At 66.7% G+C, this 12,943-nt stretch carries 12 protein-coding genes; 3 read left to right on the plus strand and 9 right to left on the minus strand.

Annotation, left to right across the window (positions count from 1 at the left end; genetic code table 11):
* Positions 1 to 32 precede the first annotated feature (32 nt).
* Complete coding sequence (locus ACFWPK_RS09160) at positions 33 to 1,403, minus strand: flavin-containing monooxygenase (protein WP_378914086.1); 1,371 nt, start codon at positions 1,401 to 1,403, stop codon at positions 33 to 35.
* Positions 1,404 to 1,513: 110 nt separating this feature from the next.
* On the opposite strand from ACFWPK_RS09160, the gene ACFWPK_RS09165 reads away from it, so the two are divergent.
* Positions 1,514 to 2,143 (plus strand): TetR/AcrR family transcriptional regulator, encoded by a 630-nt coding sequence (locus ACFWPK_RS09165; RefSeq protein ID WP_378914087.1) that lies wholly within the window; start codon positions 1,514 to 1,516, stop codon positions 2,141 to 2,143.
* A 30-nt stretch (positions 2,144 to 2,173) separates the two neighbouring features.
* On the opposite strand, the gene ACFWPK_RS09170 is transcribed toward ACFWPK_RS09165, so the two are convergent.
* Positions 2,174 to 2,722 carry a GNAT family N-acetyltransferase gene (locus ACFWPK_RS09170; RefSeq protein ID WP_378914088.1) on the minus strand — a complete coding sequence of 183 codons (549 nt, stop codon included), beginning with the start codon at positions 2,720 to 2,722 and terminating at the stop codon, positions 2,174 to 2,176.
* Complete coding sequence (locus ACFWPK_RS09175) at positions 2,719 to 3,297, minus strand: CGNR zinc finger domain-containing protein (protein WP_378914089.1); 579 nt, start codon at positions 3,295 to 3,297, stop codon at positions 2,719 to 2,721. The genes ACFWPK_RS09170 and ACFWPK_RS09175 overlap by 4 nt, the downstream gene beginning before the upstream one ends.
* A gap of 82 nt (positions 3,298 to 3,379) precedes the next feature.
* On the opposite strand from ACFWPK_RS09175, the gene ACFWPK_RS09180 reads away from it, so the two are divergent.
* A complete protein-coding gene (locus ACFWPK_RS09180) occupies positions 3,380 to 3,949 on the plus strand; it encodes a GNAT family N-acetyltransferase (RefSeq protein WP_378914090.1) in 570 nt (189 codons plus the stop codon).
* 50 nt (positions 3,950 to 3,999) lie between these two features.
* On the opposite strand, the gene ACFWPK_RS09185 is transcribed toward ACFWPK_RS09180, so the two are convergent.
* Positions 4,000 to 4,380 (minus strand): MerR family transcriptional regulator, encoded by a 381-nt coding sequence (locus ACFWPK_RS09185; protein ID WP_378914091.1) that lies wholly within the window; start codon positions 4,378 to 4,380, stop codon positions 4,000 to 4,002.
* A gap of 181 nt (positions 4,381 to 4,561) precedes the next feature.
* Between ACFWPK_RS09185 and ACFWPK_RS09190 the strand changes: the two genes are divergently transcribed.
* The gene (locus ACFWPK_RS09190) at positions 4,562 to 5,500 is read left to right on the plus strand and encodes an alpha/beta hydrolase family protein (protein ID WP_378914092.1); all 939 of its coding nucleotides are present in this window, start codon (positions 4,562 to 4,564) and stop codon (positions 5,498 to 5,500) included.
* A 270-nt stretch (positions 5,501 to 5,770) separates the two neighbouring features.
* Here the strand turns inward: ACFWPK_RS09190 and modA are convergent, their stop codons facing one another.
* The 5 genes from modA to ACFWPK_RS09215 form a co-directional block, all read right to left on the minus strand.
* On the minus strand, positions 5,771 to 6,550 hold the full coding sequence (gene modA / locus ACFWPK_RS09195) for a molybdate ABC transporter substrate-binding protein (protein ID WP_378914093.1): 780 nt from the start codon (positions 6,548 to 6,550) through the stop codon (positions 5,771 to 5,773).
* Positions 6,551 to 6,832: 282 nt separating this feature from the next.
* Positions 6,833 to 7,150, minus strand: coding sequence for a hypothetical protein (locus ACFWPK_RS09200; RefSeq protein ID WP_378914094.1), 318 nt, complete (start codon positions 7,148 to 7,150; stop codon positions 6,833 to 6,835).
* Between the two features lie 111 nt (positions 7,151 to 7,261).
* Positions 7,262 to 7,471, minus strand: a complete 210-nt coding sequence (locus tag ACFWPK_RS09205) for a molybdopterin-binding protein (protein WP_378914095.1) — start codon at positions 7,469 to 7,471, stop codon at positions 7,262 to 7,264.
* Positions 7,472 to 7,507: 36 nt separating this feature from the next.
* Positions 7,508 to 11,710 carry a molybdopterin-dependent oxidoreductase gene (locus tag ACFWPK_RS09210; RefSeq protein WP_378914096.1) on the minus strand — a complete coding sequence of 1,401 codons (4,203 nt, stop codon included), beginning with the start codon at positions 11,708 to 11,710 and terminating at the stop codon, positions 7,508 to 7,510.
* Positions 11,707 to 12,939 carry a molybdopterin biosynthesis protein gene (locus tag ACFWPK_RS09215; protein ID WP_378914097.1) on the minus strand — a complete coding sequence of 411 codons (1,233 nt, stop codon included), beginning with the start codon at positions 12,937 to 12,939 and terminating at the stop codon, positions 11,707 to 11,709. The genes ACFWPK_RS09210 and ACFWPK_RS09215 overlap by 4 nt, the downstream gene beginning before the upstream one ends.
* Between the last annotated feature and the right edge of the window lie 4 nt (positions 12,940 to 12,943).

Raw genomic sequence — 12,943 nt, forward strand, 5'->3', positions numbered from 1 at the left:
GGGAACTCCTGTTGTGGCGGAAGGGTTTCGGGTCAGGCGATGAGACGGGCGGCGGTGCGGATCGGTCGCAGCAGGCGACGGCCTGGCGCGCTCGCGCCGAACGGCGACTCCCGGTCGCGCCAGGCGGAACCCGGGAGCAGCGCTCGCGCCGTCAGCAGCTGGGCGAGCGCGCGCACCAGCCATCGGCCACGCACTACCTCCCAACGCAATTCCGGTCCGCCCGCGAGGATTTCGGCGGACGGCTCGGAAATGCGCGCGTAGAGATCGCCGACCGGGGTGCGCAGCCGCTGTTGGAGAAGTGCGGCTTCGGCGAGTAGCCGGGAGCTGTTCATCAGCAGCATGCCCGCGCCGGAGCGCGGCGCGACCAGTCCGGCGAAGTACAGGTTGGCTACGCCGGGCGCGAAGGTGTGCGACACCAGTCGTGGCTGCCCGTTCTGCCATTCGAGCAGGCCGTCGCGCAGGAACGGGAAAGTGGTCTTGAACCCGGTCGCCCAGACGATGGTGTCGTAGGTACCGCTCGTGCCGTCGGTGAAATGCACTGTGCGACCGTCGAAACGCGCGATTTCCGGCCGGACGGTGATCCGGCCGTGCTTGAGAAAATACGGGAGCTGCTGGTTGACCACGAGATCCTGATCGAAGATCCGGTGCTCGGGCTTGGTCAGCCCGAAGCTTTCGTACCTGCCCATCCCGATGGTGACGAGCGAGCGGAAGATGGCTTCCTGGACCAGCCGAGGCACCGGCACCGAACCGACGTCGAAGTTTCCGCTCGGGATTCCCAGCACGTATTTCGGGATGAACCAGTAGCTGCGGCGCAGCGAGATGTCGGCGTTGCCGAAGGTCACCGCGGCCTCGACAGCCAGATCACAGCCGGAGTTGCCCGCGCCGACCACGAGCACCCGCGAGCCGTCGAGGTCGGCAGGACGCTTGTAGTCCTTGGAGTGGATCTGCTTGCCGGTGAATTCGCCCGGATAGGCCGGGATGTTGACATCCCAGTAGTGGCCGTTGGCGACGACGACTCCGTCGTACTCACGCACCGCGCCATCGGCGAATTCGACCCGCCAGCCGGCCAGGCCCGCGTCGTCGAGTGGCGCGACATCGGTCACCAGGGTGTCGAACTCGATGCGGTGGTCCAATCCGAACTCCGCCGCGAAGCCGCGCAAGTAGTCGCGCATCTGCGCCGCGCTGGGGAAGTCCGGGTAGTCGTCCGGCATCGGGTGGTCCGGGTATTCGGTGACCCCTTTGGAGCTGATCAGGTACGTGGAGTCGTACACCCCGTGCGACCAGTTGCCCCCGATCGCCGCCGTGGCCTCGATGTGGTCGTAGTCCAAACCCAGATCCGTATAGGCCTTCGCCACCGCCAACCCGGTGTATCCGGCCCCGATGATGCAGTACCGACGCGCCATTGCTACCTCCTGAAAAAGCTACAGTCAGTGTAGCTACAGTGTGTGTAGTATTTGCGCAGACACTGCTGGATGTCAAGCAGTCCCTCGATACTGAGAGGTGGTCGGCGATCATGGCCGAACGACGAAACCGCGCGTACGCACCGCGAATGGCACCCGAGCAGCGGCGCGAACAGCTGCTCGACGCCGTCTTGCGCGTCATCGTCGAGCAGGGCGTCCACAAGGTGTCCATCGACACCGTGGCGCGGGCAGCCGACGTCAGCCGCCCCGTCATCTACGGCCTGTTCACCGATTCCGACCAGCTGCTGCGCGCCTCACTCGACCGGGAGGAAACCGCCGCGCTGACGCAGATGGCCGATACGGTGCCGGTAGCCGCCATGGGCGATCCGCCCGCGGCGATAGCGGAAAGCCTCGAAAACTTCCTCACCGCTGTGCTGGCCGCGCCCGACCGCTGGCGGGCCATCTTCCTCATTGCCGATGCCAGCACCCCGGCCTTCCGCAATCGAATCGACCGAGGACGGCAGTCCTTCATCGCCGCACTCACCACGTTCGTCCGGGAATCCTGCCCACCCGAACGCCTGCCCACCCTCGATGTCGAACTTACCGCCCGCACCCTGTACACACTGTTCTGGGAAGCGGGCCGCCTCGTCCTCGCCGACCCCGAAGCCTTCCCTCCACAGCGCATCCGCGACTACGCCGACACCCTCATCCCAGCCCTTCCTGCCTTCCGCGCAACCCGCTGACCGACCCGATCGCGCATCGTAGGCCGAGAGTCACGGCACTGATATCGGTGGGCGGTCGAGCCGGTAGATGTAGTGCGCCCGGTCGTGGGCGGGGTTGTCCGGCTCCATCTCACCTTCGGCGATGCGATGCATGCCCGCCTTCTCCAACACTCGCCACGAGGCGAGGTTGGCCGCCGAGACGGCCACGATGATCGCCGGTGTGTCCGGGTAGTCGGTCCAGGTCGCTTCGATCGTGTGTCGAATCATCCGCGAGCCGATTCCCACGCCGACGTCGTGCGGATCGCCGATGAGATAGTCGATGGTGACGGCTGCTCCGGGGAGCCCGGTATGCGCTGCCAGCTCGGCAGCGTATTCGGGGTAGTCGTCGAGGCATGAGCGCTGCATCAGGCCGACGGCGCGTCCGTCGAGATACATGAGCAGGGCCTCGCCGGGTTCCTCGCCGGCGGCACTCGGACCGAAATCGCGGGCGACGCCCTCGGGGGAACTGTCGTGATGCCACCACTCGGCCACGTGCGGTTCGGCCAACCACTTCGACAAGAGCGGAAAATCGGCCTCTGTGATGCGACGCCAGCTGATCATCGAGTGGCCTCCGTGGGGTGATGGCGGCGGTAGTACCGAGCCTGGCGGTCCCGATGCCCGCACGAGGGATGGCACCAGCGCCGCCGCGAGTGGTTCTTGACGAAGAGCATCGTGCAATCCGGGGCGGGGCACGGTCGCACGGTGACGGTGTCCGATCCGGCGATCAACTCGACACACTCCGTCGCGATCCGGGCGAGGATCCCATCGACTCCTGTCGTCGCGAACAGCCGGTGCGTCGTCGGGGGTTCCCCGGCAGACCATGTCAGAACGGGGAAACTGGGTGCTCTACCGGAGAATTCGTTGACGATCTCGACCGCACCGGGCTGTGGCATCCGCCCGCCGGCCACCGCGTAGAGAATCTCCCGCACAGCATCGCGCAGCGCTCGGACCTGTTGGTCGACAGGCGGCGGCAGCGGCGCCCCGGCATCCGATCCGACCATCTCCGCGAACCACAGGGCGATCAGCTCTGGCGTCTGGAGGTAGTCGGTCTGTGCAGCACCGGAGCCGTACATCGTGTTCGCGAACTCCACCGACAGCGGCTCTGTACCCAGGATCGGAAACTCGGGAATCTCCACAATGCTGACGTTAGCATCTCCCTCCAACCATCAGCATGGCGATTTGGAGTCGTACCCTTCTTGCGGGGCGGACAATGCGGGAATGCCCGAGTTGATGTCGACAGTGGTCGATCCCGACACGTTCACCACCGACCAGCCCACACTCACCGCCACCGACGGCCTGACGCTGCGCCCTTGGACCGCAGCCGACGCACCCACCGTCTATGAAGCATTCCAAGACCCCGCGATCCGCCATTGGCACGTTCGGACCGCCGAATCCGTCGAGCAGGTTCACGAATGGATCCTCCGGTGGCGCGCGGCCTGGTCCACCGGCAACGGCCAGTGGGCGGTCGACAGCAACGGAGAAGTCGCCGGACGCATCGGACTGAGGCGGTCGGACCTCACCGAGGGTGTCACCGAGCTCGCCTACTGGACCCTGCCTGCCCGGCGGGGCCGCTCTATCGCGCCTCGCGCCGCAAATATGTTGACCCGCTGGGCTTTCCACGACATCGGATTCGACCGGATCGAGCTCACCCACTCGGTCCACAATCCGTCATCGTGCCGGGTCGCGGCCAAATGCGGATTCCCGTTCGAGGGCACACTGCGCGGAGCCGGCCGCCACAGCGACGGCCGCCACGACATGCACCTGCACGCCCGACTCCGCACCGACTGATAGCGGATCAGCCAGTCGAGCCCATGGACACCATCAGGCCGGATCCACGGCTATGCGTGGGTATCCCGGCTGCACAACTCACCGGTGTTCACGTTGGCCGAGACAGCGGCAATCACCGAATCCAGGCGTAGTTGAGTGCGGGCCAATTCGGCTATGTTCTGCCGCAGGTGATCGCGCTCCACACCCAGACGGTCGAGGAGCGCTGGGGTGGCTCGGCCGTCCACGAGGTGTGGTGTGAGCTCGCCGATGGTTCGGCTGGACAGCCCCGCCGCATACAGTCGCTGGATCAGAAGTACCTGGTCAACAGCGGTTTCGGGGAAGTGACGCTGGCCGCTGGGGCTCCGTTCGGCCTGGAGCAGGTTCTGCTGTTCGTAATACCGCAGGGCGCGGGCAGACACTCCGGTCCGGCGAGCGAGTTCTCCGATACGCATTCGAACCTTCGAGTGATCCGTGCCGCAACTACTTGCCCTTGACACCTACGTCAGGTTTTAGCGTAGTCGATGCGCCCCTCATCCAGGCAAGTCCTCACAGTAGGCCCACCGCGCACCCAGCCCCTCGAGCCTCAACCCGTCACGAGGCGCACAGAATCACGCCCGAAAGGTGCACTCCCGCATGATCACTCACCCCAGGATGGGTCCCATCGACCCCACCCCGACACCGGTCGTCACAGTCAAACCACTGACGTTGCCCTCACCCGGCCGCGGCGAGGACCTGCGGGTACGAGTCTCCGCACCAGTCACCGGCGCGGATCTGCCCATCGTCCTGTTCGCTCACGGATTCGGCTCGAGCCTCGACGGCTACGCGCCGCTGGTCGATCACTGGAGCTCCCATGGCTTCGTCGTGGTCCAAGCCACGCACCTGGACTCGACGCGGATCACTCTCGCCAGCGACGACCCACGCAAGCGACAACTGTGGCGCTACCGCGTGCAGGACATGAAACGAATTCTCGACGACCTCGGTGCGCTGGAAGCAGCAGTGCCCGGGTTGCGAGGCCGGGTCGACCACGACCGGATCGTCGCCGCGGGGCATTCCTTCGGCGGGCAGACCGCGGGAATCCTGGTGGGGTTGCGCGTCACCGATCCACAGACCGGCAGTGCCGAGGACCTGTCCGACCCTCGAATCATGGCAAGTATCCAGCTGGCCACCGCAGGACACGGCGGTGCCGAACTCACACCCTTCGCGCACGAGCACCTGCCCTGGCTCCGCGCACAGGACTTCTCCCGCATCACCGCCCCCGGTCTAGTGGTCGCCGGCGATGACGACGACCTCCCCCTGTCGACCCGCGGACCCGCGTGGACAACCGACCCCTACACACTGAGCCGAGGGAACAAGAGCCTGCTCACCGTCTTCGGCGGCCAGCACTTCCTCGGCGGCATCTCCGGCGAGCATGTCACCGAAACCACCGACGAGAGCCCCGACCGAGTCGCGCTCGTCCAACAGGTCACCCTCGCCTACCTGCGCCACGTCACCGGCATCGACCACAACGACTGGACCACAGCTCAGACCCTGCTCGCCGCACCCCACCCGCTGGGACGGCTGGAATCCAAATAGCGCAGTGCACACTGCCACCGGTTGGAGACAGCGGCCCGGCGACCAGCCGCCGGCCTCCAGCGGTGATCACTTCCGACGACTCGATCAACGGCCTTGTTCCCGATGATCCGCGGTGGCCGAGTGCGTCGGTCAGTCCGAAGACCTCGTGACACAACACGACCGCCGACCGGGACCCGCTGTCCCTGTGCACGACGACCTTCGACCGGTATCCGGACCGATCCGGGGATGGTGGTCCATCTCGGATGCTCCGGTCGTCGCGGGGCTATGTTGCTACGGCTTGTCGAATCCGGCCTCGGCGAAGACCGCGCGTGCCTTGTCCGAGCCGATGAACTCGACGAACGCCGCGGCGGCCGCGGCGTTCGGGGCCTTGGCCAGCGGTGCCAGCGGGTAGTCGTTGACAGCCTTGGCCGACTCCGGGAAGTCGATGCCTTCGACTTTCGCACCGGCGGCATGCACATCGGTCCGGTAGACCAAGGCAGCATCTACCTCGCCCAAGGTCACCTTCGTCAACACGGCCTTCACATCGGATTCACGCGTGTCGGGCTGCGGGGTCACCCCGGCGACCTCGAACACGGTTTTCGCGGCAGCACCACAAGGCACCTGCTCGGCACACAGTGCGATCTTCGGCTCGGTCTTGCCGAAGTCCGCCAGACCGGTGATGTGACCGGGGTTCCCGGCGGGCACCGCGATCTCGAGACGGTTGCGCACGAACGTCACCGGTTTCGCCGTGATCTCACCGGCGTCGACGACCTGTTGCATGTTCTTCGGTGCCGCCGAAGCGAACACATCCGCGGGCGCGCCCTGCTTGATCTGCTCGGCCAGCGCCGAGCTGGCGCCGAAGTTGTAGACCACTTTGACCCCGGGGTGCGCTGCTTCGAACTGCTTACCCAGTTCGGTGAACGTCTCGGTCAGCGAGGCAGCGGCGAAAACGGTCACGGTCCCGGTGACCTTGTCCGCCGATGCGGGTTCGGTCGTCGTGTCGTTTCCGCAGCCGACCGTGGCCAGCGCCACGGTGGCGGCCATCGCAACGCCACAGACCATGCGAGTCATCTTCAACTTCATCAACTTTCAGCGGTTCCGGTTACAACAGGGTGAGGTCTGGCCCGTCTCGGTCGGGGCTGCACCCGATCCGGCCGGGCGACGGTCGCAGATTCAGCACGGTAGGCAGTCGCTGTTTCTGGGCGGTCACATCGGATCCGCCCGCCGGTTACAGTCCCCTCTCCGCAGATGCGGTGATCCTTGTGAGATCACATCTGGGATGCGGCACAACAACGCTGATCGTACTTCAACTGCGAACATTGTCACCTCGGTTCCAGCCGCTGCCTGGACGGGCTATCGGGGTAGCAGGATCAACTCGGCCAGCGCGTGAGGCTCGCTCGCGGGGGACACGAGAGCCAGGGCAGTCGGCGCATCGGCCGTCGCCGTCAGTGTGGCCCACGCGTCTTCGGCACTGTTCACCTGGCCGATGCTGTGACAACGAATGCCGCAGGCGCACAGATAGTCCGCGATGCACGGTTCCAAGATGTGAGGGCCGGCGAAGTTGTGTCGCGCCGCGCGGGTTGCCAGCAGCACATCAGCGGTGACGGGACCACGCACGAGCAGCCGTTCCTTCTGGGCGCTCTCGGCGACCGAGGCAAGGATCGAACTCACGGGTGTGGCGTCGCGGTCGTGCGGTCGAATGGCGAATCCGACCGTCGGCACAAACGCCTCCGGTACGAGGCTGCCGACGGTAGGTGGCGGCGAGTGCTGTTGTGGCCCTGACTATTCGACGCCGAGGGTGACTTCGGTCGATTTGATGAGGACTTTCACTGCCGATCCCTCGGCCAGGGCGAGGTCGTCGACGGCGTCGCGGGTGATCGATGAGGTGACCTCGTCGCCGCCGTTGAGCCGGATACGGACCACGGCCATGGCCTCTCCGCGGGTGACCGAGATGACCGTGCCGTCGAGTTGGTTTCGTGTGCTCAGTCGCATGGCGAACAGCGTAGATCTCGTGCGCCGCGGATCGGCTCAGTACACGTCGCGGACATACCGTTTATCGGTGGCGAGTTTCTTGACGTAGGCGTCGGCGTCTTCTTCGGTCATCGCGCCGTGGTGGGAAACGATCTCACGCAGTGCGGCGTCGACGTCCTTGGCCATTCGCGCCGCGTCACCGCAGACGTAGAAGTGGGCGCCGTCGCGCAGCCAGTTCCACAGGTGCGCGCCGTGTTCGCGCATGCGGTCCTGGACGTAGATCTTGGCTCGCTGGTCTCGGGAGAACGCTACGTCCAGCCGGCTCAGCACACCGTGTTGCTGTAGTTCGAGCAGTTCCTCGCGGTAGTAGAAGTCGGTCGCTTCGTGTTGTTCGCCGAAGAACAGCCAGTTCGGGGCCTGGTCGCCGCGGGCGCGGCGGTGTTCGAGGAACCCGACGAACGGGGCGACCCCGGTGCCGGGACCGACCATGATCGCGGGAGTCGCGGGATCATCGGGCGGCCGGAAGTGCGGAGCGGGCTGGATGTGCAGGACCAAGGGCTGTTCGAGCTCGGCGTCGGCGAGATAGGCCGAGCACAGACCACCACGCGGGCGGCCGGTCGGACCCTCGTAGCGGATCACCGACACCGTGGTCGAGACGAGGGTGGGGTCGACCAGCGGACTCGACGAAATCGAATAAAGGCGCGGCTGCAGACGTTTGAACAGCGCGACCCACTGCTGCGGATCTGCCGACAAGACGAATTCTGACGCGATGTCCACCGGTTGGCGTCCCCACAACCACTTGGCCAGCTCTCCTTTGTTATCCGGGCGCAGCAACCATTTGATGGTGCGGTCCCCGGCTTGTTCGGCGACGAAGCGCAGCAGTTCGGTGGTTGTGCGGGTGAGGTCGAGGTAGGCCTCGAGTGCGATCGACAGCGGCATCGGACCAGCTTTGGGTACCTCGACGACAGCGGCCGGGTCCAATCCGGTGACGGCGAGAAATTCCCATACCAGGCCGAGGTCGTTGGCCGGGCGTACCCCGAGCGCGTCGCCCACGTCGTAGATCAGGTCAGAACCCGTGAGGTCGTAGGTGAACTGGCGTACCTCTTTCTGTGCTCCGGGCAGGCTGAGCAGGCGGTTGCCGACAAGACGTCCGGTCGGGGTATCGACACGGACCTCGGTCCTGGTCGAGCCGGGGATCGGCGCGGGGGGCGTTGCGGGTGCCGTGGTGGCTGTCGGAGCCGCAGCGTCGGGTTGTGGGTTCTGCAGCGCGGGCAGCAGTTGGGCGAGCCAGGCGTGTGCGGTCTCCTCGAAATCCGGTTCGCAGTCGACCCGGTCCAGCATCCGCTCGGCGCCCAACTCGGCGAGACGTTCATCGAGACGTTTGCCGTGCCCGCAGAACGCGTCGTAGTTCGAGTCACCGAAGGCCAGCACCGCGAATCGCGAACCGGACAGGGCGCCTGTTCCCGACTCGGCCAGCGAAGCCCAGAACGCCGCGCCGTTGTCGGGAGCATCCCCGTCGCCGAAGGTGCTCGACACAACCAGCACATCACTGTTGGGCGGAAGCCGGTCCACTGTCATCTCGTCCATGCCGTACACAGTCGGCGCACGACCGGTACTCGCGAGCGCGGGCACGGCAGTCGAGGCGACGAAGTCCTCGGCATTGCCGGTCTGCGACGCCCACAACACCACCAAGGGACGCACCTCGATCGCCGCGTGCGCGGGGTCGACGACCTCGACCGGGCCGGGTTGTTCGGTGTTGGTCTCGATCTGGTTCGGCACGCTCGGATGCGGTCCGAAGACCCCCGCCAGCATCCCGTTGACCCAGGACGTGGCCTGCGGCGGCAACGGTGCGCTCGGTGGCAACACCGGCAGCACCGCTGCATCGAGACGTTCTATCCCGGAAAGGAACCCAGCTAGATAGGCCCGGTCGGACTCCGACAGCGGAGGAACACTCAGGTCACCGAGGCCGAGTGCAGCGGCAGTTGTCGCCACCGCACCGGCAGGTGCCCGGACACCGGTCGCGGTCGCCGGCGTCGCAGCGGCAGCCGGCGCGGCGTCGACGACCGGCTCGTCGCCGGTGGGCTCGACCGCGATCGGTGCGGGGACCTTCATCAGCCGCACCGCGCAGATCTTGAACTCCGGCTGCTGGGAAATGGGGTCGATGGCGTCGTTGGTGACGGCGTTGACCGCCCGGTATTCGCCGAACAGGTCGTTCCAGTGGAACGGCGCGAATACATCGCCCACCCGGACGCGGTCGGTGACGACAGCGGGCAGCACCGCGCGGCCTCGCCGCGAGGCGACCTCGACCCAGTCTCCGGCCGACACGTCGAGGCGGGCGGCGTCGTCGGGGTGGACTTCGACGAACGGGCCGGGGTTGAGCTTGTTGAGTTTGGCGATCTTGCCGGTCTTGGTCAGGGTGTGCCACTGATGCTGCACGCGACCGGTATTGAGCACGAACGGGTAGTCGTCGTCGGGTAGTTCGGCCGGATTCAGATTCGGCCGGGCGAAGAACACCGCACGCCCGGACGCGGTCGGAAACCACAGCTGTGGTGTGGTTCCGTCCTCACGGGTGCGCAGTTGCTGGCTGATGCCGTCGTTGCGGTAGCGAATAGGGTTGCGGCGCGGGCCGTCCGGCGCGACCGGCCACTGCAACGACCCCTCCCGCAGCCGGTCGTAGGTGGCGCCTCGCAGGTCGTAGCCGGTGCGCGGATTCCAGGCCTGTTTGATCTCCTCGAAGACCTCCTCGGCACTGCTGTAGGAGAAGGCATCGGAATAGCCCATCGCGCAGGCGATTCGGGCGATGATCTGCCAATCCGGGATGGCCTCGCCCGGTGCCGGGATGGTCTTCGGGACCAGGGTGAGGTTGCGTTCGGAGTTGATCATCACCCCTTCGCCTTCGATCCACAGCGTCGCGGGCAGGATCACGTCCGCGTAGGCGTTGGTCTCGGTTTCGGTGAAGACGTCCTGGGTGATCACCAGCTCGGCGGCTTCCAGACCGGCCAGGACCGTTTTTCGGTTCGCCACTGTCGCAACAGGATTGGTGCAGATGATCCAGCACGCCTTGATCTCACCCGCCGCCATGCGAGCGAACATGTCGATGGTGCCGCTGCCGACCTCGGTGCGCAGCGTGCCAGCGGGTACCTGCCACAGTTTCTCGATGAACTCACGGTCGCCGTCGACCAGGACCGAACGCTGTCCCGGCAGGCCTGGTCCCATGTAGCCCATTTCGCGCCCGCCCATCGCGTTGGGCTGACCGGTCAGGGAGAACGGGCCGGAGCCTGGGCGGCAGATCGCGCCGGTGGCCAGGTGCAGGTTGATCAGGGCGTTGGAGTTCCAGGTGCCGTGGGTGGACTGGTTCAATCCCATTGTCCAGCAGCTCATCCACTCCCCCGCGGTGCCGATCAGCTCGGCGGCGCGGCGCAGGTCCTCGACCGCGATGCCGGTCAGCGCGGCGACGGTCGCCGGGGTGTAGTCGGCGAGGAACTCGGGCATTCCCGCCCAGCCCTCGGTGAACTCGGTGATGAACTCTTCGTCGACATGTCCACCTTCGACGAGCAGGTGAAGCAGGCCGTTGAGCAGTGCCAGGTCACTACCCGGTGTGACTTGCAGGAAAAGGTCGGCTTTGTCGGCGGTCGCGGTTCGGCGTGGGTCGACCACGATCAGCTCGGCACCGGCTTTGACACGATCCATCATGCGCAGGAACAGGATCGGGTGGCAGTCGGCCATGTTGGCGCCGATCACGAAGAACACGTCGGCGTGATCGAAGTCCTCGTAGGAACCGGGCGGGCCGTCCGAGCCCAGCGACAGCTTGTATCCGCTGCCCGCACTAGCCATACACAGCCGCGAGTTCGACTCGATCTGATTGGTCCCGATGAAACCCTTCGCCAGCTTGTTCGCCAGATATTGGGCTTCGAGCGTCATCTGGCCCGAGACGTAGAGCGCCACCGCGTCGGGACCGTGGGTGTCGATCAGCTGCCGGAGCTGCCGTGCGGTGTCGGCGATGACGGCGTCCACGGGTTGCGCGACCGGCTCGGCGCCACGCTCGGCGCGCACCAGTGCGGTGTCGAGGCGACCGTCGACCCCGAGCAGGTCGAGGTGGCTGCCGCCCTTGGTGCACAGGCGTCCGCCGTTGGCCGGATGTTGTTTGTCGCCAGGGGCTTTGCGTACTCGCGTGGCTCCGTCGGGGCCGGTCTCGACCTCGAGTGCGATGCCACAGCCGACGCCGCAGTAGGAGCACACCGTGCGGATCGGGCCGGTCATCGCGGTAGCGGGATCAGTTCGGCGAGCGCGCCACGGGTACCGCCCGGCGGGAGCAGCGCGAGGGCTTGTGCCTCGACCAGATGCGCCAGGTGCGGGACACCGACAGGGCCGGTGGCCCGCCATACCCCGCCTCCGACCTGCCCGACCGGAACGATTTCGGTCAGGTCCTCGGTCGCGGCGGAGCGGTCGACCAGGCGCCCGAGCATCGGCGCTACCGGATCACGCGCGGTCAGCGCCTCCAGCACGCACCGCCCGGTCACCATGAGCGCGGCGATCGCTTCGAACGGATCGGCAGGCACCGCCAGGAGAGTGCGCCCATCGGGTAGTCGGGCCAGGAGCTGTTCGCCACCGGGACGCATCCGGACCCCGTCGACGATGATGTCGGCGGCGATCTCGGCCAGCAGGAAACGGACTTCCTCGAGCGCGCCGACGACAACGACGACCTCGGCGTCGGTCGGCAGTGTGAACCACGAGCGCAGCAGTTCGCCGTCGCTCATCTGCCACACCTTCCCGGACCGAATGTCGCACGCCCGCAGGAAGTCCGAGATCACGGGGGCGACCGCATCGGGCGCCCATCGCGTGACGCGGTTGTTGCCCCGACCCAATCGGCCACCGGCAACGAGCACATCGGCCGACAGCGGACCGCGCACCGAGGCTTGACCGACCTGCGCGCTCGACCCGACCGAGACCACCGCAGGGCCGAGCCGGACGCCCGCCGAGGCCAGCACCATCCCCGCGTGCCACTGCGCACCGCGGACCCGGGTGTCGTCGGATTTGGGAGCCCCCGCTGTGCGCATCAGCACCGCCCGGCCCAGGACGCGCGCGAACTCCACGTGGGCGTCACGGATCACCGCGGAGGTGCACAGCGGAGTCGGCGTCCCGGCCGTGATCCGGGCGGCCTCCCCCGCCGCCAGAGCCGGTGTCGTCGAGCTCACTTTCCCTGCCCGGACCACCCAATACGGGCCGGGACCGCTGACGGCGTAACCATCGCGGGCTGCCGCGTCGACGGCGGGTTCGGCGGTCTGTGCCTGCAGCGGCCGCGCCAATGTCGCACCGACGGCGTCGTTGAGCAGTCGAGTCGTGGGTGCGATCGGCTGCAGTCCGCGACGGACCGCCGACGGGAGGTCGGCAACCGAGATCTGCAGGACGCATTCCGGTACCGGGTCCGCGGTGATCGTCTTCCCTACGGCACCGGCCGCGACCTGCTGCAACCCATCGACTCCGACCATGTCG

The sequence above is a fragment of the Nocardia sp. NPDC058519 genome, assembly GCF_042719755.1.
GTDB lineage: Bacteria > Actinomycetota > Actinomycetes > Mycobacteriales > Mycobacteriaceae > Nocardia.

Excerpts from the sequence above, each read along its gene's own strand:
- ACFWPK_RS09210 (WP_378914096.1), bottom strand. The coding sequence starts at position 11,710 with ATGACCGGCCCGATCCGCACGGTGTGCTCCTACTGCGGCGTCGGCTGT.
- ACFWPK_RS09170 (WP_378914088.1), bottom strand. The coding sequence starts at position 2,722 with ATGATCAGCTGGCGTCGCATCACAGAGGCCGATTTTCCGCTCTTGTCG.
- ACFWPK_RS09190 (WP_378914092.1), top strand. The coding sequence starts at position 4,562 with ATGATCACTCACCCCAGGATGGGTCCCATCGACCCCACCCCGACACCG.
- ACFWPK_RS09165 (WP_378914087.1), top strand. The coding sequence starts at position 1,514 with ATGGCCGAACGACGAAACCGCGCGTACGCACCGCGAATGGCACCCGAG.
- ACFWPK_RS09215 (WP_378914097.1), bottom strand. The coding sequence starts at position 12,939 with ATGGTCGGAGTCGATGGGTTGCAGCAGGTCGCGGCCGGTGCCGTAGGG.
- ACFWPK_RS09160 (WP_378914086.1), bottom strand. The coding sequence starts at position 1,403 with ATGGCGCGTCGGTACTGCATCATCGGGGCCGGATACACCGGGTTGGCG.
- modA (WP_378914093.1), bottom strand. The coding sequence starts at position 6,550 with ATGACTCGCATGGTCTGTGGCGTTGCGATGGCCGCCACCGTGGCGCTG.
- ACFWPK_RS09180 (WP_378914090.1), top strand. The coding sequence starts at position 3,380 with ATGCCCGAGTTGATGTCGACAGTGGTCGATCCCGACACGTTCACCACC.
- ACFWPK_RS09205 (WP_378914095.1), bottom strand. The coding sequence starts at position 7,471 with ATGCGACTGAGCACACGAAACCAACTCGACGGCACGGTCATCTCGGTC.
- ACFWPK_RS09185 (WP_378914091.1), bottom strand. The coding sequence starts at position 4,380 with ATGCGTATCGGAGAACTCGCTCGCCGGACCGGAGTGTCTGCCCGCGCC.